Origin of the sequence: Propionibacterium freudenreichii subsp. freudenreichii (assembly GCF_000940845.1) — a bacterium.
Taxonomy (GTDB): domain Bacteria; phylum Actinomycetota; class Actinomycetes; order Propionibacteriales; family Propionibacteriaceae; genus Propionibacterium; species Propionibacterium freudenreichii.
Window position 1 is genome coordinate 2,547,275 of the sequence record NZ_CP010341.1, and the last position, 23,693, is coordinate 2,570,967.

The 23,693-nt window shown below is 67.5% G+C and carries 21 protein-coding genes and 1 pseudogene; 8 read left to right on the top strand and 14 right to left on the bottom strand.

What is annotated here, in order from left to right:
• Window positions 1-72: 72 nt before the first annotated feature.
• From RM25_RS11215 to RM25_RS11230, 4 genes are all read left to right on the top strand, one after another.
• Entirely contained in the window at window positions 73-1,143 is a 1,071-nt protein-coding gene (locus tag RM25_RS11215; protein ID WP_044636924.1) for a DUF8744 domain-containing protein, read from the top strand.
• Window positions 1,136-3,889 (top strand): multicopper oxidase domain-containing protein, encoded by a 2,754-nt coding sequence (locus RM25_RS11220; protein ID WP_044636495.1) that lies wholly within the window; start codon window positions 1,136-1,138, stop codon window positions 3,887-3,889. Before RM25_RS11215 ends, RM25_RS11220 begins: the two co-directional genes overlap by 8 nt.
• On the top strand, window positions 3,886-4,515 hold the full coding sequence (locus tag RM25_RS11225) for a helix-turn-helix transcriptional regulator (RefSeq protein WP_015068998.1): 630 nt from the start codon (window positions 3,886-3,888) through the stop codon (window positions 4,513-4,515). Before RM25_RS11220 ends, RM25_RS11225 begins: the two co-directional genes overlap by 4 nt.
• Before the next feature lie 351 nt (window positions 4,516-4,866).
• Window positions 4,867-5,850 carry an ABC transporter permease gene (locus RM25_RS11230; protein ID WP_044636496.1) on the top strand — a complete coding sequence of 328 codons (984 nt, stop codon included), beginning with the start codon at window positions 4,867-4,869 and terminating at the stop codon, window positions 5,848-5,850.
• An 8-nt stretch (window positions 5,851-5,858) separates the two neighbouring features.
• On the opposite strand, the pseudogene RM25_RS11235 reads toward RM25_RS11230, so the two are convergent.
• Window positions 5,859-6,245: pseudogene (locus RM25_RS11235) on the bottom strand (transposase); the annotation flags it as partial.
• A 110-nt stretch (window positions 6,246-6,355) separates the two neighbouring features.
• On the opposite strand from RM25_RS11235, the gene RM25_RS11240 reads away from it, so the two are divergent.
• The gene (locus RM25_RS11240) at window positions 6,356-7,366 is read left to right on the top strand and encodes an IS481 family transposase (protein WP_044636925.1); all 1,011 of its coding nucleotides are present in this window, start codon (window positions 6,356-6,358) and stop codon (window positions 7,364-7,366) included.
• On the opposite strand, the gene RM25_RS11245 is transcribed toward RM25_RS11240, so the two are convergent.
• Complete coding sequence (locus RM25_RS11245; protein ID WP_044636498.1) at window positions 7,363-7,755, bottom strand: DUF1304 domain-containing protein; 393 nt, start codon at window positions 7,753-7,755, stop codon at window positions 7,363-7,365. The two genes, RM25_RS11240 and RM25_RS11245, sit on opposite strands and share 4 nt — an antisense overlap.
• Between RM25_RS11245 and RM25_RS12660 the strand changes: the two genes are divergently transcribed.
• A complete protein-coding gene (locus tag RM25_RS12660; RefSeq protein ID WP_144406074.1) occupies window positions 7,748-7,966 on the top strand; it encodes a hypothetical protein in 219 nt (72 codons plus the stop codon). The two genes, RM25_RS11245 and RM25_RS12660, sit on opposite strands and share 8 nt — an antisense overlap.
• 27 nt (window positions 7,967-7,993) lie before the next feature.
• Here the strand turns inward: RM25_RS12660 and RM25_RS11250 are convergent, their stop codons facing one another.
• Window positions 7,994-8,704, bottom strand: coding sequence for a DUF4113 domain-containing protein (locus RM25_RS11250; RefSeq protein WP_155487536.1), 711 nt, complete (start codon window positions 8,702-8,704; stop codon window positions 7,994-7,996).
• A gap of 378 nt (window positions 8,705-9,082) precedes the next feature.
• On the opposite strand from RM25_RS11250, the gene RM25_RS11255 reads away from it, so the two are divergent.
• Window positions 9,083-10,063, top strand: a complete 981-nt coding sequence (locus tag RM25_RS11255) for an EcsC family protein (RefSeq protein ID WP_013160232.1) — start codon at window positions 9,083-9,085, stop codon at window positions 10,061-10,063.
• 483 nt (window positions 10,064-10,546) lie between these two features.
• Here RM25_RS11255 and RM25_RS12475 read toward each other — a convergent pair whose 3' ends face one another.
• The 3 genes from RM25_RS12475 to RM25_RS11265 form a co-directional block, all read right to left on the bottom strand.
• On the bottom strand, window positions 10,547-10,741 hold the full coding sequence (locus RM25_RS12475; RefSeq protein WP_373561289.1) for a helix-turn-helix domain-containing protein: 195 nt from the start codon (window positions 10,739-10,741) through the stop codon (window positions 10,547-10,549).
• A 182-nt stretch (window positions 10,742-10,923) separates the two neighbouring features.
• Entirely contained in the window at window positions 10,924-11,784 is an 861-nt protein-coding gene (locus RM25_RS11260; protein ID WP_044636499.1) for an EamA family transporter, read from the bottom strand.
• Window positions 11,784-12,668 (bottom strand): MurR/RpiR family transcriptional regulator, encoded by an 885-nt coding sequence (locus RM25_RS11265; RefSeq protein WP_044636500.1) that lies wholly within the window; start codon window positions 12,666-12,668, stop codon window positions 11,784-11,786. Before RM25_RS11265 ends, RM25_RS11260 begins: the two co-directional genes overlap by 1 nt.
• Before the next feature lie 23 nt (window positions 12,669-12,691).
• Between RM25_RS11265 and RM25_RS11270 the strand changes: the two genes are divergently transcribed.
• On the top strand, window positions 12,692-13,612 hold the full coding sequence (locus RM25_RS11270) for an oxidoreductase (RefSeq protein ID WP_044636501.1): 921 nt from the start codon (window positions 12,692-12,694) through the stop codon (window positions 13,610-13,612).
• A gap of 206 nt (window positions 13,613-13,818) precedes the next feature.
• Here RM25_RS11270 and RM25_RS11275 read toward each other — a convergent pair whose 3' ends face one another.
• The 8 genes from RM25_RS11275 to istA all read right to left on the bottom strand — a co-directional run bounded on the left by RM25_RS11275 (window position 13,819) and on the right by istA (window position 23,497).
• Window positions 13,819-16,155, bottom strand: a complete 2,337-nt coding sequence (locus RM25_RS11275; RefSeq protein ID WP_044636502.1) for a copper-transporting P-type ATPase — start codon at window positions 16,153-16,155, stop codon at window positions 13,819-13,821.
• Window positions 16,156-16,223: 68 nt separating this feature from the next.
• Complete coding sequence (locus RM25_RS11280; RefSeq protein ID WP_028703848.1) at window positions 16,224-16,529, bottom strand: hypothetical protein; 306 nt, start codon at window positions 16,527-16,529, stop codon at window positions 16,224-16,226.
• A 175-nt stretch (window positions 16,530-16,704) separates the two neighbouring features.
• On the bottom strand, window positions 16,705-18,183 hold the full coding sequence (locus RM25_RS11285; RefSeq protein WP_027586299.1) for a multicopper oxidase family protein: 1,479 nt from the start codon (window positions 18,181-18,183) through the stop codon (window positions 16,705-16,707).
• Window positions 18,184-18,218: 35 nt separating this feature from the next.
• Entirely contained in the window at window positions 18,219-19,358 is a 1,140-nt protein-coding gene (locus RM25_RS11290) for a sensor histidine kinase (protein WP_080774576.1), read from the bottom strand.
• A complete protein-coding gene (locus RM25_RS11295; protein WP_044636503.1) occupies window positions 19,358-20,053 on the bottom strand; it encodes a response regulator transcription factor in 696 nt (231 codons plus the stop codon). Before RM25_RS11295 ends, RM25_RS11290 begins: the two co-directional genes overlap by 1 nt.
• 31 nt (window positions 20,054-20,084) lie before the next feature.
• Window positions 20,085-20,792: a DUF6803 family protein gene (locus tag RM25_RS11300; protein ID WP_027586302.1), complete on the bottom strand. Its 708-nt coding sequence runs from the start codon at window positions 20,790-20,792 to the stop codon at window positions 20,085-20,087.
• 231 nt (window positions 20,793-21,023) lie between these two features.
• Complete coding sequence (gene istB, locus RM25_RS11305) at window positions 21,024-21,839, bottom strand: IS21-like element helper ATPase IstB (protein ID WP_027586303.1); 816 nt, start codon at window positions 21,837-21,839, stop codon at window positions 21,024-21,026.
• Window positions 21,836-23,497, bottom strand: a complete 1,662-nt coding sequence (gene istA / locus RM25_RS11310; protein ID WP_044636504.1) for an IS21 family transposase — start codon at window positions 23,495-23,497, stop codon at window positions 21,836-21,838. The genes istB and istA overlap by 4 nt, the downstream gene beginning before the upstream one ends.
• Window positions 23,498-23,693 lie beyond the last annotated feature (196 nt).

Here is a 23,693-nt window from a genome sequence, read left to right on the forward strand (position 1 = left end):
GCCCGCGTTCAGGCCGCTCATCTCGAGGCGAAGGCCCGCCCCGGCGTCCTCAGCCGGCACCGGGCCTGGTTGATGGTCGGCGCGGGGTTCTCCCTGCTCGCTGGCCTCGACGGCGCTCTCATCCTACTGGGGGTCTGGTCGCCGGTGCTCACCGCCCGGCTCTCGCAGTGGCACGGCCCCTTCATGACGCTGGGCTTCATCGGCACCGTCATCTGCCTGGAGCGGGCCGTCGCCCTGGACCGTACGTGGGGCTATCTGGCCCCGCTGGCCTCGGGCATCGGGTCGATTCTGCTGGCCTCCCCCGCACCGGTGCAGATCGGGCTGGCACTGCTGCTGCACGGCCAGATCGGCATGCTCGCCATCTACATCCCCTTGTGGCGGCGCAGCGAGGACGACGCCACCGTCATCCAGGCCGCCGGATCGGCATGCGCGGTCGGCGCCGCCGGGCTGCTGCTCGCCGGGGTCGAGGTGAGGTCGGTGATCGGATGGCTGTCGTGCTATCTGGTGCTGACCATCCTCGGGGAGCGCCTCGAGCTGTCTCGGCTGACGATGACTCGGAACCGCTTCCTGCCCGCCGCCGCACTGTGCCTGCTGGCCGCCCTGGTGATCCAGACCGCCTCGCCGAAGGTCGGCTGGCCGCTGCTCGGCGTCGTGCTGGTGGTGATGTCGGTGTGGCTCATCGACAAGGACGTCGCCCGGGTCGGCATGCGGCGCGGCGGGCAGGCCGCCTACATCGGCGGGATGCTGATGGCCGGCTATGTGTGGCTGGCGATCGCCGGCGTCGTGTGGATCTTCTCCGGGCCGCTGGGCACCGGTACGGGATATGACGCCGCCGTCCACGCCGTCTTCCTGGGATTCGTGATGGGCATGATCCTGGGGCATGCGCCGATCATTCTTCCCGCCGTGCTGCGGATCCGCCTCGACTGGTCGAACTGGTTCTGGGTGCCGGCGGTGCTGCTGGAGGCCTCGCTCGTGGTCCGGTTGGGGATCGGCGACGGGCTGGGCCTGCCCCTGGCCGTCCAGATCGGTGGGACGATCAATGTGATCGCCCTGCTGAGCCTGATCGCCGTCGTCGTCACCCATGCCCATTCACGAGATGGTGCTCATTCAGCCCATCCACACGACAGGAGGTCCCGTGCCTGAGATCACCTCGCGCCCGCAAGAGGATCCAGGGAGACCCGCCCCGAAGGGCTCCGACCGGACCCGCCGCAGCGCCTGGCACCGCAAGGCCTCCGCCCCGGTGTCGGTGTGGCTGGTGGCCCTGCTCGCCGTGGTGATCGGCGGGCACTGGATCCCCCAGCAGCGGTGGCTGCTGGTGCACATGGTGACCCTCGGCGTGGCGACCACCTCGATCCTGGTGTGGGGGCAGTACTTCACCGAGTCGATCCTCCACGAGAAGCTCGCGGAGCCGGACCGCAAGCGCCAGGTGTGGCGGATCCGCATCCTCAACCTCGGCGTGCTGGCCTGCTGCGTCGGCATGGTGCCGAGCTGGCCGTGGGTGGTGGTGGCCGGCGCCACCGTCGTCGGTCTGGCGATGTGCTGGTACGCCCTCGACCTGGGCCTGCAGGTGCGCCGCGCCCTGCCGGGACGATTCGACGCCACCGTGCGGTTCTACAGCGCCGCGGCCTGCCTGCTGCCACTGGGCGCGATCGCCGGGGCGGTGATGGCCTTCTCTCCCGAGGAGCCCTGGCGCACCCGACTGCTGATGGCCCACCAGGGGCTCAACATCATGGGATTCGTGGGGCTGACGGCGGTCGGCACCCTGGTGACCCTGTGGCCCACGGTGCTGCGCACGAAGATGCAGCCCACTCAGGACCGCAACGGGAGGCGGGCTCTGTGGATCATGTGCGCCGCCGTTCTCGTGATGACGGTCGGATCGCTGGCCGGATGGTGGTGGCTCGAGGCCGCCGGGGTGCTCGCCGAACTGGCCGGGCTGTGCGTCGTCGGGGTCGACCTGGTGCGCTGCGCCATGAAGAAGCCCCCGCGGGACTTCCCCGGATACTCGATGGGTGCGGCGGTCATCTGGTTCGCCATCTGGCTGGGATGGCTGGCCGCCACCATCCTCATCAAGCGCGACCACCTGCTCCAGGAGGACATCACCGCCCTCACCGTGCCAGTGGTCGTCGGCTTCCTGCTGCAGTTGCTGCTGGGGGCCATGAGCTACCTCATGCCGATGGTGATGGGCGGCGGGCCGGCGATCGTGCGCGCCACCAACGCGAGGATGCACACCCTGGGGGCGCTGCGGGGCACCGCCACCAACGCCGGACTGGTGATCTGGGCGCTGGCCGCCGGGACGTGGACCTCCCGGATCGGACTGGGACTGGCCATTCTCGGGATGGCGGGATTCCTGCCGGCGATGGTCGCCATGGTGAAGACCGGGGTCGGGATGCTGCGGGCGAAACGGGCCGCGGCCGAGCAGAAGGCCCCGGTGCCGGCGGCCGACCGCGCGGATCACTCGCCCGAGGGCCGTTCTGGGGCTCCGGAGCCCGGGAAGGCCGCTCCAGCTAGCAAAATGCGCACTCCCACCAACCATCCGGCCCCGGCTCCCACCGCCCCGACCTCCCGGCGCTCCTTCGCCGAGGCGGCGATCGGCCTGGGCGCCGCCCTGGGAGCGGTGGCCGTGGGCTGGCGCCTTGACGGGGACACCTCCGGCTCCGGGTCTTCCGGCCATGTCACCGCGACCGGCCGCACCACCACCGTCAAGATCTCGATGAAGGACATGCACTACCACCCGTCGGCGGTCGAGGTGCCCGCCGGGAACCGCCTGGTGGTCCAGCTCCACAATGCCGATCCGGAGCAGACCCACGACCTCTACTTCCCCTCCGGTGCGGCCTCGAGGCGGCTGGCCCCCGGGCAGAGCCAGACCGTGGACGCCGGAGTCATCAGCGCCCCCACCCAGGGGTGGTGCACCATCGTGGGCCACCGCTCGATGGGCATGGAGCTCGAGGTGACGGTCGGCGGCGCCTCCGCCTCCCAGGGCGGATCCTCGGCGGCAACGTCCACCCGCCGGAAGATCGACCTCACCAAGGCGCCCGGTGCGGGTTTCCGCACCCGTGACGCCAGGCTCCCGGCCCTGCTGGCCGGGCGTGATCACACAATGACCCTCACGGTCACCGAGTCCACCCAGGAGGTGGCCCCTGGCGCCACGATCCGCGCCATGACCTACAACGGGCGGGTGATGGGACCGGCGATCCACGCCCGGATCGGCGACACCATGGACGTCCACCTGGTCAACCGCGGCTCGATGGGCCACTCGATCGACTTCCACGCCGGGACCGTCTCCCCCAATGCCGTGATGCGCACCATCTCGCCGGGAGCGTCCCTGGACTACCGCTTCACTCTGCACCGGTCGGGCGTCTGGCTGTACCACTGCTCGACGATGCCGATGAGCTCGCACATCGCCGCTGGCATGTACGGGGCGGTCGTCGTGCCTCCCCACGACCTGGCCCGCGCCGACCGCGAGTACCTGCTGGTGCAGTCGGAGACCTACCTCGATTCAGCCAACGGCAAGGAGGTCGACGCCGACAAGATCGCGGCCGAGACCCCCGATCTCACGATGTTCAACGGCCACGCCAACCAGTACGTCTTCGCCCCACTGACCGCGAAGGTCGGGGAGCGGGTGAGGATCTGGGTTCTGGCCGCAGGCCCGAGTCGTGGTATCTCATTCCATGTGGTGGGTACCCAGTTCGACACGGTCTTCAAGGAGGGCGCCTACCTGCTGCGCCCCGACAACGCCGAGGGCGGCGGGGCCCAGGCCCTGGATCTGGCCAGCGCCCAGGGAGGATTCGTGGAGATGGTCTTCGAGGAACCGGGCCGCTACACCTTCGTCAACCACTCCTTCGTCGAGATGGAGCGCGGGGCGAGGGGACTCATCGAGGTGATCTCATGACCGAGAATCAGCACACACTCACCGATCCCGGGGCCGATTCTCCGGCCGACCGGGTCGTCGAGGCCCTCAGGCGCCGTGGCGGCACGGCCTCGGCCGCCGAGGTGGGCGCCGATCTGGGCATCCACGTCTCGACGGCGCGCTTCCACCTGGACCATCTGGTCGAGGACGGACGCGCCCGGTCGGGTCGCGAGAAGCGCGCCACCCGCGGGCGCCCGCGCACCATGTTCACCCTGACCCCCGACCCGAAGGAGGGGCCGAGGGCCTACCAGATGCTCGCCGGGGTGCTCGTCGACCACCTGTCGCGGCAGGACGACGCCGTCGCCCTGGCCCACCAGGCCGGGGTGGAGTGGGGACGTCGGTACGCAGGTGTCGACGTCACCGAGATCCTTGAACAGATCGGCTTCGCCCCTTGCACGACCCTGGTGGACGACGACCAGGATGAGGGCCCGGACGGCGAGGCACGGATCGCACTGCGCCACTGCCCCTTCATCGACGTCGTCCAGGAGCATGCGGCCCTGCTCTGTCCGCTGCACCGCGGCGTCGTCGAGGGGGTCGTGGGCCATCCGGTGACTCTGGAGGCCCACCCCGGCGCAACCTGCTACGTCGATCTGGAGCAGGCCGGCTGATCCGCGGGAAAGCACCATACCCGCGCCTCGTGAGCGCGAGGTACCGCCTCTGAGAACCGCGATGTTTGCGCAATCTCTCACACGGTCATATGCTCCTGGTCATGACTGACGCACGTATCTCGCTGGGCAGCTCTGCTTCTGCTCTGCGAATGTGTTGTCCCTGCAGCCTGTGATCCTGCGCCTGTGACGGTGCATCACCGGTAAGTCAATTCTCCGAAGCTTCACAGCGGGAGGCGTCTCTGCGCCTCCACGCAGCTTCTCACCTTTTCTGCAGCGGCCCGCATGTGCGCAGTGACCACCACGATCTGCTCCTGAGGGCGGCGTTCTGCATGCCCTTCAGGAGCCGAACCTGTGGTCAGACTCATCCTCAGACGAATCGCCGGCTGGGCGGCGATGATCGTCGTCGCCACCAATGCCACGTATTTCCTCGCGGTGGCATTCCTCGATCCCCGATCCAACTACCGGGACACCCGCCCCGTCCCCAGCGAGATCCATATCGACCAGGCCCTGGCTCCCTACAACCTCGACCCGAGGGTTCCCGTCCTGGAACGCTGGTGGCACTGGCTCAGCGACATCGTGCTGCACTTCGACTGGGGACGCTCCCCCACCGGTGGATCGGTCAACGCGGAGGTCGGGTACCGGGTCTTCACCAGCGCCGAACTGGTCCTACTGGCCACCGTCCTGTCGGTGGTCATCGGGGTGGGCCTGGGCGTGGTGAGCGCGCTTCACCAGTACCGACCTGCCGATCGCATCCTGCAGAGTGTCTCCGTCATCCTCTACAACGTTCCGACCGTAGTGGCGGCCCTGTTCCTAGTGTTCGGGGCGATCCGCCTCAATGACGCCGTCGGCCGGCGCATCTTCTTCGTCACCGGCTCCAGCTCCCCCGACGTCACCGGCTTCTGGGCCACCCTGGGCGACACCCTCGCCCACCTCCTGCTGCCGACGATCTGTCTCACCGTGCTCGGCTACGTCGGCTACCACCTGACCCAGCGGTCCCTGCTCCTGGACACCATCAATGCCGACTTCGTGCGCACCGCCCGGGCCACCGGGCTCACCCGCGCCCAGGCCGTCCGGCGGCACGCTCTGAGGGCCTCGCTCATCCCCACCGCCACCTCCGTCGCCTTCTCCATCCCCGGTATTTTCACCGGAGCGGTCCTCACCGAGAGCATCTTCGGCTGGCACGGCATGGGCGAGTACTTCACATTGACCCTCAGCAAGAATGATGTTCACGGCGTGGTCGCCGTCGCTGCCTTCGGGGCACTCATGACGGCGATCGGCGCCGTTCTCGCCGATATCGCCACCGCATTCCTCGACCCGAGAGTGAGGCTACGATGACGGGCTCTTCACGAACGAGGGTGTAGCGCGGGTCTGAATCCGCCGGCTTCGAGCAGCGACCGAGCGATGTAGTGGCTGAGGTTGCGGAAGCCGAGGGCCGTGCCGCGGAGGTGTTCGAGTCGGCCGTTGATCGCTTCGGTGGGGCCGTTGCTGGTGCCGGGGCGGTCGAAGTAGCCGAGCACGTCCGAAGCGCGCTGTGTGAGGGTGCGGGCGAGTTTGCGGATCTCGACGAGCTGCTCCGGGACGCTGGCGCTGATCTTGTCGATCGTGTGCGCGAGGAAGAATCTGCCCAGGCCGCGGTCCTTGTCCCGGTAGGCGGTGATCATGTCTTGGTAGATGCCCCACGTCGCTTCGACCTCGACGTGCCTGTCGTCGGCGAACAGGGCATCTAGCTGTTGTGGGTCATGACGTTGTGGTCGCTGGGGTGGGGATAGAAGGAACGGGCCCCTGACCGGCACGATGGGTGGTGCTGAAGCCATGCATCTGCTGGGAGGAGACCCGTTCCATGACCCACCGTAATGCCCCGTTGACCGTGCTCGGAAGACAGCGTGCTGTCGCACAGGTCCTCGAGAGAGGACGCCCGATCGCGCACGTCGCGCAGGAGTTCCACATCGCCCGCTCGACCCTGTCGAAGTGGGTCGCCCGCTATCGCAAGCACGGCCAGACAGGACTGGTAGACCGCTCGAGCGCTCCCGCGCACCGGCCTACGCGATTGCCCGCGCAGGTCGTGGAACTGATCGAGGACTGGAGGCGGGAGAAGAAGTGGTCCGCCCGCCGGATCGCACGGGAACTCGCCGACGGCCACGGGTTCCGCTGCTGCGTGCGCACGGTGACGCGCTGGCTGGACCGCCTGGGTCTGAACCGGATCCGCGACATCACCCCGGACGGCAAGGATCTCCGCCGGCCGGGGAAGATCATCGCCCGCTATCCCGGGCACATGGTCCACATGGACGTGAAGAAGGTCGGGAAGATCCCAGACGGCGGCGGCTGGAGAGTCCATGGCCGCGGCAGCGAGCAGGCCCTGGCCGGCAAACGCGCTCACAAGCAGAAGGTCGGCTACGCCTACCTCCACTCCATGATCGACGGCTTCTCCCGCTTGGCCTACACTGAAGTCCTGCCCGATGAGAAAGCAGCCACCACAACTGGGTTCTTCCATCGCGCAAGGGTGTTCTTCGCCGCGCACGGCATCAGCAGGATCACGCGTCTGGTCACGGACAACGGCAGCAACTATCGCGCCGCGTCGTTCGCCCAGTCGACCAGGGCGTTCGTCTCCCGCCACCAGCGGACCCGGCCCTACACGCCCCGACACAACGGGAAGGTCGAGCGCTACCAGCGGATCCTCACCGACGAGTGCCTCTATGCCCGCGACTACGCCTCCGAGAAGGAGCGAGTCGAGGCGCTCGGCGTCTGGAACCACCACTACAACTACCATCGGCCCCACACCGCCTGCGGCGACCAGCCCCCGGCCTCACGCCTCCACACCGGCGTCGACAACGTCATGACCAACTACACCTAGATCGCTACGCCGATGGCCAGCATGACGACGCCGAGGGCGGGCACGACGCCCTGCTTCAGCGCGGCGGCGGCCTTGTCGGGGCTGGACAGGATCAGCACGAGCGCGGCGCCCACCATCGAGCCAGCCCCGGTGAAGATGAGGGTCAGCGCGATCGAGTCCTGCCCGATCGCGAAGAAGATGATGCCGAGGATGACCGCGACCGCGAGGAAGAGGTTGTAGAACCCCTGGTTGAACGCCAGCGCCTTGGTCGCCGGCGCGGCGGCCTCGTCCTCGGTGGCGCCGAAGGTCTTCCTAGCCGCGGCGGACGTCCACGCGATCGACTCCATGTAGAAGATGTAGACGTGGATGAGCGCGGCGATGCCCGCGAGTACGAGTCCGGCGATGATCATGGCGGGGATCCTTCTGGTTGGGGTCAGCGGAGGGGTTGATGTCCAAAGCCTATTTCGCCTCGTGCTTGGCCAGCGCTGCGACGAGGTCGTCCCGTTCGCGGCGCAGCGCGACCTGGAAGAGCTCGTGATCGTCGAGGGCGCGGGCGAGGACGATGCCGCCCGGCATTGGACGGCAACAGCGGAGCGATCCGCTTCCACTGCGCATCCGTGAACACCCGATATCGAGAACCCGTCGACCTCACCCCACCAGACTGCCGCGAACCTCACGATGCATATGGGAGACACGCCCTAGTTCGGCCCAGTGGGTGGTGCCCCGGTTGGACAGCATCTCGCGGCGCATCTGCCAGTCCGGGGGAGCTGTGATCCCGGCCCATCCCAGGCCCAGGGCCCCGCGCCCGCAGGCGGCGTTGACCCGATCGACCAAGGCGCCCAGGCGGGCCAGGCGAGGGTCGGGGGAGAAGGGGTCGAGCATCGGCTGGGCGCCTGCCGGGGCCAGGTCCAGCAGCGAGATCCCGGCCCGGACGTACCGGCGGCCGGGCTCGATGCGATCCAGCAGCAGATCGCAGGCCGCCTTGACGATGGTCACCGGATCATCGGCGGGGTGGGGGAGCCGCCCGGCCACACTGATCTGGTGGACGGGTTCGACGTACCAGCTCGTGGAGGCGAAGACCCACAGGCCGGCAGCCACCGAGTGCTGGTGACGCAGCCGCGTGGCGGCCTGCTGGGCATAGATCGCCAGAACCTGATGCATCTGGGTCCGGTCGGTCACCGGTGTGGAGAACGACCGGGAGAACATGATCTGCCCCGTCCGCACGGCGTCCCTGTCATCGACGTCGATGCAGTCGGTGCCGCGCAACTCCAGGATCGTGCGGGCCAGGTTCACGTTGAACCGTCGGCGCATCACCGCAGGGTCGGCATCGCGTAGCTGGCGGGCAGTGCGGATACCCATCGAGGCCAGCCGGGAGTCCAGGCGCCGGCCCACACCCCACAGGTCGGCGACCGGGGTCGCCTCCAGGATCGCGTCGACCTAGTGGGCCTACCCTGGTTTTTCGGACACCTGATGTGGCGGGGCCTGGTGGCCCTGCCCAGTTGCTCGGACTCGTCGCGGGTGGGAAGGATGCCGGCAACTCGGAACTCGAGAAGGCGGGATCCCATGAGACCGGCGCCGGCTTCCCCGTTACCTGGCGCACTGACACCGATCACCAGGGCTTCTGAGCCTCGGACGAGTTCAGGGCACTCGACATACCCCAACGACATACCCCAACTCGATCTGTCGGCCAGACAGTGCATGATGTTCAGAGAAGTCCGACCGAAGGGATCCTCACCCATGCCCAATCCCGTACACGACATCGACGCAGGCGGCCAGCCGATGGATAAGTATGACGCTCGAGTATGGAAGTCGCTGAACGAGTTCTGGGAGAAGAAGAGTGATCCCCAGACCCTGACGAACCGAGCCGCCGCGGCGCTTCAGCACGGCGGTGCAGCTGTCGAAGGAGCCGCCAAGAAGGCCACCGGCGCCATCCCTGAGATGGTGAAACAGCCGATCCGTCACGTCAGTGACGCGGCTGGAGAGAAAGTCATGGAGCCGGTGGCTAAATCGGTGGTTCACCTGCTCGATCTGGTTAATTCATGGGCCCTCGATCTCAATGATCCGAGCTGGGTCGTGACCCACGCGCAAAAGCAGGGGCTGTGCATCGATGCCTTCACCGAGCTGCATGATGCCGATCTCAAGTTCTGCGACAGACTGCTCGATCGCAGTACCTTGACGTGGCGCACGGTCGGTGCGCTCGAAGGTGGTGCCATGGGTGCTCTCGCAATGGTGCCCATTGCAGGAACTGTCGCCTCAATCAGTGCGGACATCATCGTCATCCAAGTGCTGAGTACTGCCATAGCTGCCCGGGTGGCGTACTCCTACGGTTTCGACGCGAAGGATCCGGACGAGCAGAGGTTCATCCAGCGTCTCGTGAACCGAACTTTCATGGCCCAAGCGGCCAAGACGCAGCCGATGGCGCAGGTTGGTAAAGCCGCCGGTGCAATCAAAGGGCGCGTGCACTGGTCCGATAAACTCCGCAACGATCACCAGATCATCAAGAATCTTGAGAAGCTCATGAATCTCACTGGAACGAATGGTGGGAAGGTCGGCGTCCAGAGTGTCGGAAAAGCTGTTCCAGTAGTTGGCGTGCTTCTCGGAGCAGGAACGAACTCCGCAGTGCTAGGCAACGTAGCGGCTGATGCCAAGCGTTACTGTCAGACCCGGTTCTTGTGTGAGAAGTACGGTCTACAAACCCCCTCCGCCTTGGACTTCTAGGGGATCCAAAAGAGCGGTAGCCATCGACACCATGGGCATGCCCACCGAATCGGTGTCCAGTTCGGCAACCGTCCCGGCTCCCTGCGGTTCACGACCCCAGCAGCCGGGCCCGCTACTGAAACGATCACTCCCACATCCGGCCACGGACCGCCCGGTACGCCCTCGCAGATCTGCACGAGAGCGATCACGAACCCCGGGGCGCAGGTGAACTGCTCCGCACGCCCCACGACTCCCGGCATCCCCACCGACTCGGCCTCCACCGCCTCGCAACGGGCGGCAGAGCTGAAGTAGCGACTCCGGGCCCGGTCGGGGCCCCTGGAGCCCGGTCAGATGTGGTCCCGCTGAGGTGGTGGCGGATCCTGGTTCGACTACGGACCAGCATCCGCCACACTCTCGGGCCACCAGGCCCCGCCACATCAGGTGTCCGAAAAACCAGGGTAGGCCCAGTCGGTGGTCGGTCTGCTGTTGGTCCGGGAAAGAGCTTCAGTGTTGGTAGCGGCCTTGGCCGGACAGGGCGGTGTAGAGGGTCTGCCGCGACACTCCGAGATCCCGGGCGACCCTGGATTTGGTCACCCCGTTGGCGATGCGCCGGCGGGCGGTGTCGATCTGGTCGGCCGACAGTTTGGGTCCCCGGTCGTAGACGCCGCGGGCTTTGGCCAGGGCGATGCCTTCGCGGATCGATCGCCGTGGGCTACCAAACTCTGAACCAGAACGGCGACATCCGGCAGCGCGCGCGAATCACGCTCATAGGCTGGAGATGCGACGTTGGAGCTCAGGCCGCAGCACCGGGTGCTGAGAGCGGCGAAAAGGCGATCAAACGCGGAGAAAGTCGCTGAGTCGTACCTGGTCTGGCATTGCGACTACAGGCTGATGGCGGCAATGCCGGCAAGTACGATCACGGCGCCGATCAGACGCCGGGCGAGGTGTCCTTCGCCGAAGAGACGCCAGGCGAGGAGCGCGCCGATCACGATGGATGCCTCCCGCAGTGGCGCGACGAGTGCCACGGGTGAGGTTTGCATTGCGGTCAGCACAAGGATGTACGCGAGCGGGGACAGCACTGCGACCGCGGCGGTAGGTGCGCGATTTACGCGGAGGGTGTTCGCGAACGCTGCGCGGCGTCTGATGATGGCTGGAGCCAGGAATACGACCTGGACGACGAGCGTGCCGGCGTAGTAACTGACGGGTGCGAGCCCGATGGAGCCGATCGCGAACGCGTCCCACAGCGTGTAGGCGGCGATCGTGGCTCCGGTGGTAGTACCCCATGCGATGCCGCGGAGGGGGCGGCTGCCCGTTCTCTGGAAGGGGTTGCCCGTGACGACGAGGATGCCTGCGAGGATAACGAGCGCTCCGATGATCGCCAGCGCCGTGGGGCGTTCTCCGAGCAGGAAGATAGCGATCACGATGGTGAGCAGCGGCCCGACGCCGCGAGCGATCGGATAGACGACTCCGAGGTCTGCTCGGTCGTAGCCCGCCTGCAGGGTGAGCGAGTACGTCAGGTGCAGGGCGGCGGACACGGCCGCAGCGGCGACCAGGGCCCAGGTGATCGGTTGCGAACCGGAGACGGCGGCACCGATCGCGAGAGGGAGACACAGGATCGCGGAAGCGGTCGTGTAGGCGCCCACGAACAGCAGCGTGTCGCCTTTCTTATACTTCGATACGAGGTTCCAGCCAGCGTGGGCGACTGCGGCGACGAGGACGATCGCAACGGTGACTGGTGGCATCAGGTGATGTCGGGCAGGTCGATCCCGGCCCGTTCCGCGCGCGAGACACGGTCGGGATCGCGCAGTGCCAATGCAGCTGCGAGTGCGTCGACGACGACAAGCTGTGCCAGCCGGCTCCCGGCAGCGGCCATCTGCGTCGTCAGCGGCGCGCCGCCCACGACGAGTGCGACGGCGGAGACATCGGTGAGTGGTGTGCCGTACTGGTTGGTGATGGCGATGACGGTCGCGTCGGCGGTCGCGGCGGCGTCGGCGATCGCGACGGTCATGTCGGTGCGACCGGTCGAGCTGACGGCGACGACGACGTCGCCGGGGTCGAGCAGGCGTGCCGCGATCATCGCGGACTCGTGATCGACGACCCCCGATGTCCGCACGCCCAGCGAACGCAGCCTGAACACGACATCGGCCGCGACCGTCGCCGATGGGCCCGCACCATAGGCGAGGAGTTGCCCCGCGCCACGGATCGCAGAGACCGCCTGGTCGAGAGCGTCCGGGTCGATCGCGCCGCTGAGGGCGGTGAGCGCGTCGATCCCTGTGCGCGCTGTCGTGTCGATGATCGTGCGCGTCGAATCGGTGCTCGTGAGCGTGTGTGGCGGGGCGAAGAACTCCGCTGTTCCGCGAGCGCGGGCGATTTCCAGCTTCAGTTCGGCGAAGCCCGAGAAACCGATTGCGCGGGCGGCACGGATCACGCTTGGTGCCGAGACCCCTGCTCGCTCGGCGACTTGCGCCGTCGTGCTCCTTCCCACGAACAACGGGTCCTCCAGCACGAGGTCGACAACCTTTGCCTCGCTTGCCACCAGGCCCGCGCTCCGCGCCTGAACCGTTCCGAGCCAGCGGCGCAGCGGATCCACTGCTGCCGAAACGGAGTTACTTGATGGTATTGTCACGGGTAATAGCGTAACATTGCAGCATGGCGACAGAGCAACGGCGCGGCTCCGCTGGAGGGCGCATACGGGTTGGCGTGGTGGGTCCGGGAGCCATCGGGACGACGGTGTCCGCACTCCTACATGAGGCAGGCAACACACCGACGCTCTACGGTCGCACGCCGCGAACAGAGCTCACCCTGATCGACGGCGACCGCCGGATCGTCGTTCCCGGCCCCGTGCGCACCGATCCTGCTGCGCAGCCCGAGAAGGCGGATGTGCTCTTCTTGGCGGTCAAGGCCACCCAGACCGCGGCGGCAGCCCCCTGGCTGCGTGCTTTGTGCGCCCCCGGGACCGTGGTCTGCGTGTTGCAGAACGGCGTCGAGCAGATCGCTGCCGTTCGACCCCATGTTCCTGAGGGAGTAGAGGTCGTCCCCGCGGTCGTCTGGTTCCCGGCGCAGTCGCAGGAAGACGGCACCATCCTCCTGCGGGGCGAGCCCCGGCTGACGCTTCCCGCATCACCGGAGGCGGAGCGCATCGCGGATGTCCTGCGCGACACGCGCTGCCAGGTCGAACTCGCGGGCGACTTCACCACTCTCGCCTGGCGCAAACTCCTCCAGAACGCCGCCGCCGGGCTCATGGCACTCACCGGCCGGCGCGCCGGCGTGTTCACCCGCCCTGACTTCGCGGACCTCACTCTCGACTATCTGAAAGAGTGCCTGGCCGTCTCGCATGCGGAAGGAGCAGCACTGAGCGATGACGTGCCCGCTGCCATCCTGGCCCGCTTCCAGGCCTTCCCGGCTGATATGAGCACGTCGATCCTCACCGACCGAGAAGCCGGCCGGCCGCTCGAATGGGATATCCGCAACGGCGTCATCTCGCGTCTCGCGCGCAGACACGACATCCACACGCCGATCAGCGACGCCATCACTGCGCTCCTCGCCGCCACAAGCGACGGCCCCGGATGACCCGGGACGCTGCTGCTCCGGCTCAGCGTCCGGAGAGATTACGGGCTCTTCCCAGATGAGGGTGTAGCGCACGTCGCGCGGCGGGCCGGCGCGTCTGGCTATGTCAACTTCATTTGGCCCCGGGTTGTCGGTCTGGCTGGGCCCCGGTTGGGTGCGAGAAGCCAACCCAGAGTGAACTCCGGGCAGCTTATGGGGGGCGGTTCATGTCAGTGGTGTCGGCGCAGGCGCAGGGAGTTGGTGATGACGCTCACCGAACTGAGGGCCATGGCGGCTGCGGCGATCATCGGGGACAACAGCCAGCCGAAGGCGGGGTAGAGCACTCCCGCGGCGATCGGAATGCCGATGACGTTGTAGATGAATGCGAACAGCAGGTTCTGCTTGATGTTGCGCATAGTGTCGACGGACAGGTCGCGGGCCTTGACCAGGGCTGCGAGGTCGCCGCCGAGGAGGGTCACGTCTGCGCTCTCGATGGCGACGTCGGTCCCGGTGCCCATGGCGACGCCAACGTCCGCCCCGGCCAGGGCAGGGGCGTCGTTGACGCCGTCACCGGCCATCGCGACCGTGTGACCTTGCTCCTGGAACCGCTGGACGTGCCCATGCTTCTGATCCGGAAGCACGTCCGCGATCACCTCGTCGATGTGGAGCTCGTCGGCGATGGCGTGGGCGGTGGTGGCGTTGTCCCCGGTCAGCATCACGATCCGCATGCCACGGTGACGTAGGTCGTCGATGGCCTGGGCGGTGGTGGGCTTGAGTGGGTCGGCGATGGCCAGGATGCTTGCAGGCTGACCATCGACAGTCACGATGACGGCAGTGGCTCCTTGGCGACGGAAGGCGTCGATGTCGTCGGTCAGGGGGGTCGTGTCGGCATGCTGGGTCGTGAGGAAGGCAGGGCTGCCGACCATGACCTGGTGACCGTCGACCAATGCTTCGACGCCGCCACCCGGGTGGGCGGTGAATGCAGTGGCGGTCGGTACGGTGACGTCGCGTTCTCGCGCCGCGTCGACGATCGCGCGGGCCAAGGGATGTTCGGACCCGGACTCGACAGCGGCCGCCATGGCCAGCACGATCTCGGCGTGGTGGCCGGCGACGACCTTCTGGTCGACGAGGCTGGGATGGCCCTGGGTCAGGGTCCCGGTCTTGTCGACCACCAGGGTGTCGATCTTCTGCAGTCGTTCGAGTGCTTCGGCGTTCTTGACCAGGACGCCATCGCGGGCTCCGCGACCAACCCCGACCATGATGGACATGGGTGTGGCAAGGCCAAGCGCGCAAGGGCAGGCGATGATGAGCACGGACACTGCAGCAACGATCGCGAACGGTAGCCGGGGCTGTGGCCCGACCGTGGCCCAGACGGCGAAGGTGATCAGTGCGATGCCGATCACGACCGGCACGAACACAGCGGAGATCTTGTCGACGAGCCCTTGGATGGGGGCTTGGGAACGTTGCGCCTGGGACACGAGGTCGACGATGCGGGCCAGGGTCGAGTCGGCGCCCAGGCCGGTGGCCTCGATGACCAGGCTGCCGCCGCTGGTGATGGTGCCGCCGATCACACGGTCGCCGGGGTTCTTGTCAACAGGTACCGGCTCGCCGGTGATCATGGATTCGTCGACGTAGGCGTGGCCGTCGACCACGATGCCGTCTGCTGGGATCTTCTCACCGGGGCGGACCCGGCAATGGTCGCCGACCTGCAGGTCCGCGGATGGCACTTCCTCTTCTTCTCCGTCGGGGTTGATGCGGTGCGCGGTGGCTGGCGACAGGTCCAGCAGGGCGCGGATGGCACCCGAGGTCTGGTCGCGTGCCCGCAGTTCGAGTACCTGCCCCAGCAGCACCAGGGTGATGATCACGGCGGTGGCCTCGAAGTAGACGCCGACCCGGCCACCGTCATCACGCATGATGGCCGGGAAGATCCCCGGGGCCAGGACGGCGACCACACTGTAGAACCACGCGGCACCCACACCGAGGCTGACGAGGGTGAACATGTTGAGGTGCCGGCTGGCCACTGATCGGGCGCCACGTGCGAAGAATGGCCACCCGGCCCACCACACCACGGGGGTGGACAGCGCGAGTTCGACCCAGGGCACCCACGCCCCGACGGCCAGGGCCGGGACCATCGCCAGCACCACCAGGGGCAGGCTGAGCACGGCTGCCACGCGGAGACGGCGGCGCATGTCTGCCAGCTCTGGGTTGGGTCCGTCGTGGACGCCCACCGAGACCGGTTCGAGCGCCATGCCACAGATCGGGCACTCGCCCGGCCCATCCTGCCGGATCTCGGGGTGCATGGGGCAGGTCCATTCGCCATCGCGTGGGCCGGTGTCGGCCTGTGGTGGCGGGGCGCTTTGCCCGCCGTGCTCTTGGTGGGCAGCAGTCTGCCCGGGGTGGGTGTGCTGGTGTGCTGCTGGCGCGGGGGGCTGTCCGTCCGGTTGGAGGAACATGCCGCACTTGGGGCAGCGGCCAGGGTGGTCACTGGTGACCTCGGGGTGCATGGGGCAGGTGAAGGAGTCCCCTTCAGCCGTGATGGGCTCGTCGGGTGGGGTAGGGCTGGTCATGGTCTTCCTCGTCCGTTGAGTGGTGGTGCTCTGTGGTGCTGGTGGGCGCGTGGTGCGAGGTTCTTGGCTCAGTGGTGATCGGCCCCGTGGTTCATCATCCGCATCATGAGCCACATCATCACTACGCAGCCGAGGGCGGGGATGACGGCGGCCATGACGCCGCCTGCGGCGAGGCTGGCACGACCTGTCCACAGGTATCCGGCCACGATGAGCAGCATCGGGGCACACATCAGCAGGTGCATCCAGTGGTGGCTCTTGCCGTGGCCTGTCATCTTCGGGTCGTGCCGGTGCTGCACGGGCTCGAGTACCGGGTCGGCGGCGGGGCGGGGAGCGTCGCTGTCACTGCGGTTGAGCTGGGTGGGGTTTGTGTACATGGTGGTCTCCTTCGTCGTGTGTGGCTGGCTGCCGTCACCATCCAGACTGTCGAGCGTCCATGAAGCTGGACCGGGGCAAATGATGAAGGTTTGACCAAGACGTCGGAGGCATGTGCGGGCATGCGGCGGTGCGGTTCCCGGGGCGACGCGGGAACCGCATCGGCGTGGGCTGGGGTCAGTAGCGCAGGCTGGTCATCATGCCGATCTCGGCGTGGTAGATGTTGTGGCAGTGCAGCATCCAGGCTCCGGGGTTGTCGGCCTGCAGGTCGGCCTCGATGGTCTGCATGGGCAGCAGCAGCACGGTGTCCTTGCGTAGTCCGTTGCTGCCCGGCAGGGACCAGGTGTGGCCGTGGATGTGCATCGGGTGGGCCATCATCGTCATGTTCGTCATCCGCATCCGGACCCGCTGTCCCAGGCTGATCGACAGGGGTGTGTCCTCACCGAACTTCTTGCCGTTGATGCCCCAGGCGTAGGGCTTCATCTGGCCGTTGAGCTGGACCTCGAGGGTCTGCTCCGGTTCCTTGTCGGGCAGCTTGGCTGCGTCGGCGGCGCGCAGGGCGGTGCCAAGGACAGCCTTTCCTCCGAGTTCGGGGATTCGGGTGGTGGCCGGCGGAATGCTGCCGGCGCCGGTCTTGACGATGGCGCGGGCGGGAGTACCGGTCTTGCCCTCGGGGGCGGCCTGCAGCACGAAGACGCCGTCGCCGACGGTGACGGTGGCGTCGATCCTTTCTCCCATGGCGAGGTAGATGGCCGTCGCCTCGACTGGCTGCACGGCGAATCCGTCGGCGTGGGTGATGGTGAGTCGGTGCCCGGACAGGCCGACCTTGAAGATCGTGTCGGCTCCGGCGTTGATCAGCCGTAGCCGGATCTTGTCTCCGGGGCGTGCCGTGAGGGTGCGCGGTGCGGCCGGGATCCGGCCGTTGACGACGTAGTGCGGGTAGCTCACGTCTCCGGCATCGCCCAAGGGGGAACTGCCGTGGTCCATGCCTCCCATGTCGTGGTTCATTCCTTGGGACAGGGGGCCGCTGTTGGCCTTGAAGTCGGCGAAGATCGCATCCGGTGACTTGCCCACCCCATCGGTCCAGTCATCCAGGACCAGGACCCATTCCGCGTCGTGGTCGCCCGGATCGCGTGGGTCGTCCAGCACGAGGGGAGCGTACAGGCCCCGGTCGATCTGGACTCCGCTGTGGGGATGGAAGAAGTAGGTTCCGGCATGGGGTGCGACGAACTCGTAGGTGAAGGCACTCTTGGCGGCGATGGGGTCCTGAGTGACACCAGGCACACCGTCGGAGGCGTTGCGCAGGGCAATGCCGTGCCAGTGCACCGAGGTGGCTGTGGGGAGCTGGTTGTCGACCGTGACCCGGAACAGGTCGCCCGCCTTGCCGCGCAGGACGTTCCCGTCGAGTTCGTCGGTGTAGGCCCAGGTCTTGGCCAGGACACCGCCCAGGTCCAAGGTGACAGGGCGCGGGGTCAGGGTGTGGGTGACGGTCGTCGCCCCGGCCGGGGTGGCGAGTGGTGTCTGGGTCGGGATGGCCCATGTGGCCGGGGTGGTGCTGGCCGGGGAGGGCTGCTTGGCGCCGCATGCAGCCAGGGCGCTGGTGGATGCCAGGCCGAGGCCGGCGAGCAAGGCCTGTCGGCGAGTGATCGTGTTCATGCCCCCGACTCTTCCCGCCCCGCATTGTGACCGGGTCAGGGAAGTGTGGAGATTCGATCAAGACTTCGTGGCAGCACCAGGCTGAACGACGCACCGCAGCCCACCCCCGGACTGGCCGCCAGCACGTCGCCCCCATGTGCCCGGGCGACGGCCCTGGCGATGGTCAGGCCGACTCCGGTTCCGCCGTCGACGTCACGGACCCTGCGTGATCCTTGGTGGAAGAAGCGTTCGAAGACGTGGGGCACCTCACCGGCGGGTATGCCTGCGCCGGTGTCGCTGACCTGGATGGACACCGAGTCCGTGTCAGACCAGCTCGTCACACATACCTCACCCCCGCGTGGCGTGTGCTGGACGGCGTTGCGCAGCAGGTTGTCCAGGACCTGGCCGATGCGTGCAGGGTCGACATCCACCTCCACGGGGCAGTTGCCACGGGTCACCAGCTGGATACCTGCCTCGGCACAGGCTTTCGCACACGAGGTGACCGCCGATTTCACCAGGTCATCGATGCGGGTCAGCCGTAGTTCCAAGGGGATCCGCCCCTCCTCTGCCCTGGAGACCTCGGAGATGTCGGCCGCCAGCGCCGTGATGCGCTCGTTCTGGCGTTGGAGGACCTCAAGGACCTCCGGCCCATACACGGCGACTCCGTCCTCGAGGCTCTCGAGCGTCACCCGCGTCACGGACAGGGGCGTGCGCAGCTCATGGCCAAGATCGGTCCACATGCGTCGTCGGGTGGCCTCCGTGGCCGCGATCTGGGCCGCCATCCGGTTGAACTCATGGGCCACGGATTCGAGTTCGCGCCCCAGCGGCGGCATGCGCACGGGATCGTCGTAGTTGCCGTGCGCGACCCTCTCAGCCCCCTCGGCCAGGGCATCCAGCCCTCGGATGAGGCTGCGGTTCAGCACCCATGACGTCACCGCCGCGATCATCATCGCGGCGGCAAGTCCCAATCCCAGGGAGGCCGCACCGGCGTCATGGAAGGCACGCTCGGCATGGTCCAGCACCTTGGGCTGGGTGTGCCCGGCCTCGGCCATGTGCTTCTTGAACAACGGCGGGCCCATCTCCAGGGCGGTGAGGACCAGCGTGACGCTCATGGTGACCAGGACGGCGAACTGGGTCCACACCAGCCGTCGACCCCACGACAACCCGGGCCACAGCTCTGATGGCCGTCCTCCCATCAGCCTCGGCCCATCCGGTAGCCCACGCCCCGCACAGTCAGCACGTAGCGGGGATCGGCGGCCTCCTCACCCAGCTTCTTGCGAAGGTGTGCCACGTGGACATCGACCAGATGGTCGTTGCCGACCCAGTCCTCGCCCCAGACCATGTCCGTGAGCTGACGCCGACTCAACACACGTCCGGGATGCGCGGACAGGGCCTTCAGCAGGTCGAACTCGGTGCGTGTCAGGTCCACCGCCACACCATCCATGGAAGCCTCGCGCGAGTCGGGATGCACCACCAGTTCCCCGATCCTGCGGGCGACGGATGCCGAAGCCGTGGATCTCGGGCGACGCAGCATCACCTGGACACGTGCGACGAGTTCGCGCGGGCTGAAGGGCTTGGTGAGGTAGTCATCCGCGCCCACGGACAACCCGATGAGCATGTCCACCTCGTCAGCTCGCGCGGTCAGCATCAGGACGTAGCAGTCGCTGAAGGTGCGCACCTTGCGACAGACCTCCACTCCGTCGAGGCCCGGAAGGCCGAGGTCGAGGATGACGACATCTGGCTGCTCCTCCCGGATCCGCGACACCGCCTCGTTCCCGTCTGCACAGGTGTCTGCGGCCATGCCGGCCCGTTCCAGGTAGTTCTTCACCGTGCCGGCCAGCACCGGTTCGTCGTCGACCACCAGCACCGAAGTGCGCGCCACATCGCTCATGGCTCCACCTCACCACGAGACCCAGCAGGCGTCACCTCGTCGGTTGCGAGGACGGGGACATGTTGTGGTTCATGCTGCCCATGTCGTGGTTCATGCCGGACATGCCACCCATGTCATGGGTCATGACGCTCGACGACGTGTCACCTCCCAGGACTGCCGGATCGACCATCCCGAAGATCATCGCCACGTGGGCCACCACGAGGAAGGCCGCCACCATCGCCACGTGCATCCGCAGACGGTTCTCACTACTGCGGCCCAGGACCCCCGCCTCGAGGAGACTGATCACGAGCATGGGCAGGCCACCGACCAGGTAGCTGAGGACCGCGATGACATCAGCCGGGCCGCGCCATCCCCCATTCATGGTCAAGGGCACCACCGCGTGGACCATCAGGTGCGTCCCGATGAAGACCCACACGGGACCGGCGAGCAGGCCAGCAGCCCGACTGAGCCTCGCCACCCACGGGGCTGCGGGCCGGTCATTGCGGCGCCCCAGCAGCATGACCAGTTCCGTGATCGCCAAGGTCTCGGCCAGGATGACCGGGAGGGCCATGAACAACAGCAGGTTCCACGGTTGCCGCACCGCGAGGAGTTCCATGTAGTGGGTCATCGCCATGCCAGCCATGCCCGAGCCAGCAGTCAGGTCGGGCACGGCCAGGGCCAGCCCGACCGCGGCCACGCTGGCAATTCCCAGGAATGCGAGGGACCCACGAGCCAGGGATGAGGATTCATTCGTCGTCATGCCGCCAAGCCTCCAGGCGGCATGTCGAGCACGAGCAAGACAGTGTGAAGAAATGATCAAGATCCACCGCGAACACCGGCTGTCACCCACCTCCCCCGTCCGGACCATCGATGCCCCGGACCTGTGCAGTACCCGCAGTGGCACAGAAACCCACCAGAAGTCGACCGGCACTCGGTTCGGCCGCCTCTCTGCCGTGCACTTCTCTCGATGGCCACGCCATGACCCGTCGAGTCACAGAGTCTGGCGAGCTCGCGTGTGGGCGAGGCGATAGGAGTGGGTGCCGGTCTCGATGATGGTGGCGTTGTAGGTGAGGCGGTCGACGATCGCTGCGCACAGTCGTGGATCGGTGAAGGTGTCGGTCCAGGCGGAGAAGGACTGGTTGGAGGCGATCGCGATGGCGTTCTTCTCCTCCCGCTCGGTGAGGACCTGGAACAACAGCTCGGCCCCGCGCCGGTCGAGCTCCATGTATCCCAGTTCGTCAATGACCAGGAGATCCACTCTTCCGTAGCGGTTGATGGTCTTGGTGAGTTGCTTCTCGTCAGCGGCCTCGACGAGCTCGTTCACCAGGCGGGTGGCGAGGGTGTAGCGGACGCGGTAGCCCTGCTCGGCGGCGGCGGTCCCGAGTGCGATGAGCAGGTGGGACTTGCCGGTGCCGGAGTCCCCGATCAGGCACAGCGGGTCGCCGCGGCGGATCCAGTCCCCGGTGGCGAGCTCGTTGATGGTGGCGGGGTTGATGTTCGGGTTCGCGGTGAAGTCGAAGTCGGCCAGCCACTTCTCGCGCGGGAATCCGGCGCTCTTGATACGGCGCAGGGTAGAGCGCCGGTCACGGTCGTCGACCTCGGCCAGGAGCAGCTCGGCGAGGAAGCCCTGGTAGGTGAGTTGTTCCTTGGTGGCGGTGGTGATCGCCTCATCGACGACGGACCGGATGGTGGGCAGTCGTAGGCGGCGGCAGGCCTGGTCGATCGCGGCCTGGGCGGCTTGTTCGGTGAGGCCGTGACGACGACGAAGACCGCCCGGACGGGAGCTGCTGGTGTTGGTGGTGGTCATGGGGTTCCTGTCGGAGTGTGGTGATGGGCTTCGGCGGTGGCCGAAGCGGGGTCGGGTTGGCGACGTCGCAACAGCTCGTCGTAGGCGGTGACGCTGGGCAGGGGCCAGGTGTCGGCCGGTAGCGCGGCGATCAGCGAGTTCGAGTCGGTGTGGCGGCGCGGTGGCAGGTTCACCACGGTGCCGCCGCGCTGCGGCGCGGGCGCGGTGTGGCTGACGCTGTGGCGTCGGGCCTCGACGGCGACGACGTCGGCCGAGACGGCCCCGACGGACAGGGCGCTGGTGATCCCGGCGATCACCGCCTCGGCCGGCAGGGAGCGGTGGAGCAGGAGCACGTCGATCAACTCCTGGGTGCCCGCGACGTCGCCGCTGGTCTTGCGGGCGGCAGCCCAGAACGCGTCGTGGGCGGCGGTGAACGCCCCCGCGGCTCTGGCTTGGGCCAAGGCGGTCGAGCCGGGGAACGCGCCGGGCTTGTGGCGCAGAACCTCGAGGTAGTGGTCCAGCTCGACCCGGGTCACCCCACGCGTGCCGAGGCGGGGATGGGTGGCGACCACGGTGCGGCCCTCGAACACGACCACGCACGAGGCCCGCAGACTGACCCGGACGCGCTGCCCGATCAGGTGCGCCGGAACGGAGTACTTGACCATGCGCACGGTGATCAGGGCGGAGCGGTCGACGCGCGGGTGGAGGATCAGGCCGGGGTCGAAGTCATCGGCCGGCAGCGGCGCCAGGTGGTCGAGTTCGGCGCGGTAGTCCTGCCCGATCGTGTTCGCATGGCCGGCGATCCGGCGGGTGTTGTCGTCGACTTCCCAGACACGGATCTGGTCGTTGAGTTCGTCCAGGCTGGCGACCTCGGGCATCGGGGTGAGGTGGTTGCGGCGGAACCAGCCGACCTCGCCCTCGACACCGCCCTTCTCATGGGCGCCGTCGATGCCGGGCTGGCAGTAGAACGCGTCGAAGCCGTAGTGGGACTTGAACAGAACCCAGCGTTCGTTCTCCTCGCGGAGCCGGTCACCGCCATGGATTACCTGCACGACCGCGGACGTGAGGTTGTCGTAGCGGATGTGGCGGGTCGGGATGCCGCCCAGGGCGTGGAAGGCCTCGATGTGGCCCTCGAGGAAGGCTTCCTGCCCTCCGGTCGGGTAGACGCGGTGGATCGCCTTGCCCGAGTGCGACAGGCGGTAGACGAACATGTGGCGCTTGGTCTTGACGCCGTCGAGGATCACATACACCTCGCCGAAGTCGACCTCGGCCTCCGCGCCGGGGGCGTGGTCCTGCGGCACCATCGCCTCCACCCGCCGCCCGGCCTCCAGCTCGATCTGCGCCCGCCGGGTCCTGACATAGTCCCGCACCGTCGAGTAGGACAGGTCCGTGGCACCGTGCTCGTCACGCAACCTGGCCAGGATCCTCGTGGCGGTGTGGCGCTGCTTGCGCGGGGCGGTCAGGTCGTAGAGCAGCATCTGGTCGATCGCCGGCTTGTACGGGTCCAGACGTGGTGCGGACCGTACCGGGGTCTTGCGGGGCGGGGGTTCGGCTGCCGCGAGGGCCTGGCGAATGGTGCGGCGGTGCACCCCGTGCTTGCGCGCGAGTTCGCGGATGGACAGGCCATCGACTCGCGCGTCGTGGCGGATGTCGGCAAACAGTTGCACTCGTGACCCCATCTCGGCCTCCTCGCCTCACACCAGTGGATGGGGACCAGCGTGGAGGGGCGGGGCCAATTCAGACCGTCAACACCCCGGCAGGCTGCACGTGGGGCCGATTCAGGCCGTCACAACGGGGCCAAACCAAGCTGTCACAACCAGGCGCCGCCGGTGCGGCGCAGGAGGTAGGTCATGGTGTGATCTCGCAGGTCGTGAG

Excerpts from the sequence above, each read along its gene's own strand:
- RM25_RS11240 (WP_044636925.1), top strand. The coding sequence starts at position 6,356 with ATGACCCACCGTAATGCCCCGTTGACCGTGCTCGGAAGACAGCGTGCT.
- RM25_RS11270 (WP_044636501.1), top strand. The coding sequence starts at position 12,692 with ATGGCGACAGAGCAACGGCGCGGCTCCGCTGGAGGGCGCATACGGGTT.
- istB (WP_027586303.1), bottom strand. The coding sequence starts at position 21,839 with ATGACCACCACCAACACCAGCAGCTCCCGTCCGGGCGGTCTTCGTCGT.
- RM25_RS11225 (WP_015068998.1), top strand. The coding sequence starts at position 3,886 with ATGACCGAGAATCAGCACACACTCACCGATCCCGGGGCCGATTCTCCG.
- RM25_RS11295 (WP_044636503.1), bottom strand. The coding sequence starts at position 20,053 with ATGAGCGATGTGGCGCGCACTTCGGTGCTGGTGGTCGACGACGAACCG.
- RM25_RS11280 (WP_028703848.1), bottom strand. The coding sequence starts at position 16,529 with ATGTACACAAACCCCACCCAGCTCAACCGCAGTGACAGCGACGCTCCC.
- RM25_RS11290 (WP_080774576.1), bottom strand. The coding sequence starts at position 19,358 with ATGGGAGGACGGCCATCAGAGCTGTGGCCCGGGTTGTCGTGGGGTCGA.
- RM25_RS11275 (WP_044636502.1), bottom strand. The coding sequence starts at position 16,155 with ATGACCAGCCCTACCCCACCCGACGAGCCCATCACGGCTGAAGGGGAC.
- RM25_RS11250 (WP_155487536.1), bottom strand. The coding sequence starts at position 8,704 with ATGGGTATCCGCACTGCCCGCCAGCTACGCGATGCCGACCCTGCGGTG.
- istA (WP_044636504.1), bottom strand. The coding sequence starts at position 23,497 with ATGGGGTCACGAGTGCAACTGTTTGCCGACATCCGCCACGACGCGCGA.
- RM25_RS11260 (WP_044636499.1), bottom strand. The coding sequence starts at position 11,784 with ATGCCACCAGTCACCGTTGCGATCGTCCTCGTCGCCGCAGTCGCCCAC.
- RM25_RS11285 (WP_027586299.1), bottom strand. The coding sequence starts at position 18,183 with ATGAACACGATCACTCGCCGACAGGCCTTGCTCGCCGGCCTCGGCCTG.
- RM25_RS11215 (WP_044636924.1), top strand. The coding sequence starts at position 73 with ATGGTCGGCGCGGGGTTCTCCCTGCTCGCTGGCCTCGACGGCGCTCTC.
- RM25_RS12660 (WP_144406074.1), top strand. The coding sequence starts at position 7,748 with ATGATCATGGCGGGGATCCTTCTGGTTGGGGTCAGCGGAGGGGTTGAT.
- RM25_RS11245 (WP_044636498.1), bottom strand. The coding sequence starts at position 7,755 with ATGATCATCGCCGGACTCGTACTCGCGGGCATCGCCGCGCTCATCCAC.
- RM25_RS11255 (WP_013160232.1), top strand. The coding sequence starts at position 9,083 with ATGCCCAATCCCGTACACGACATCGACGCAGGCGGCCAGCCGATGGAT.
- RM25_RS11300 (WP_027586302.1), bottom strand. The coding sequence starts at position 20,792 with ATGACGACGAATGAATCCTCATCCCTGGCTCGTGGGTCCCTCGCATTC.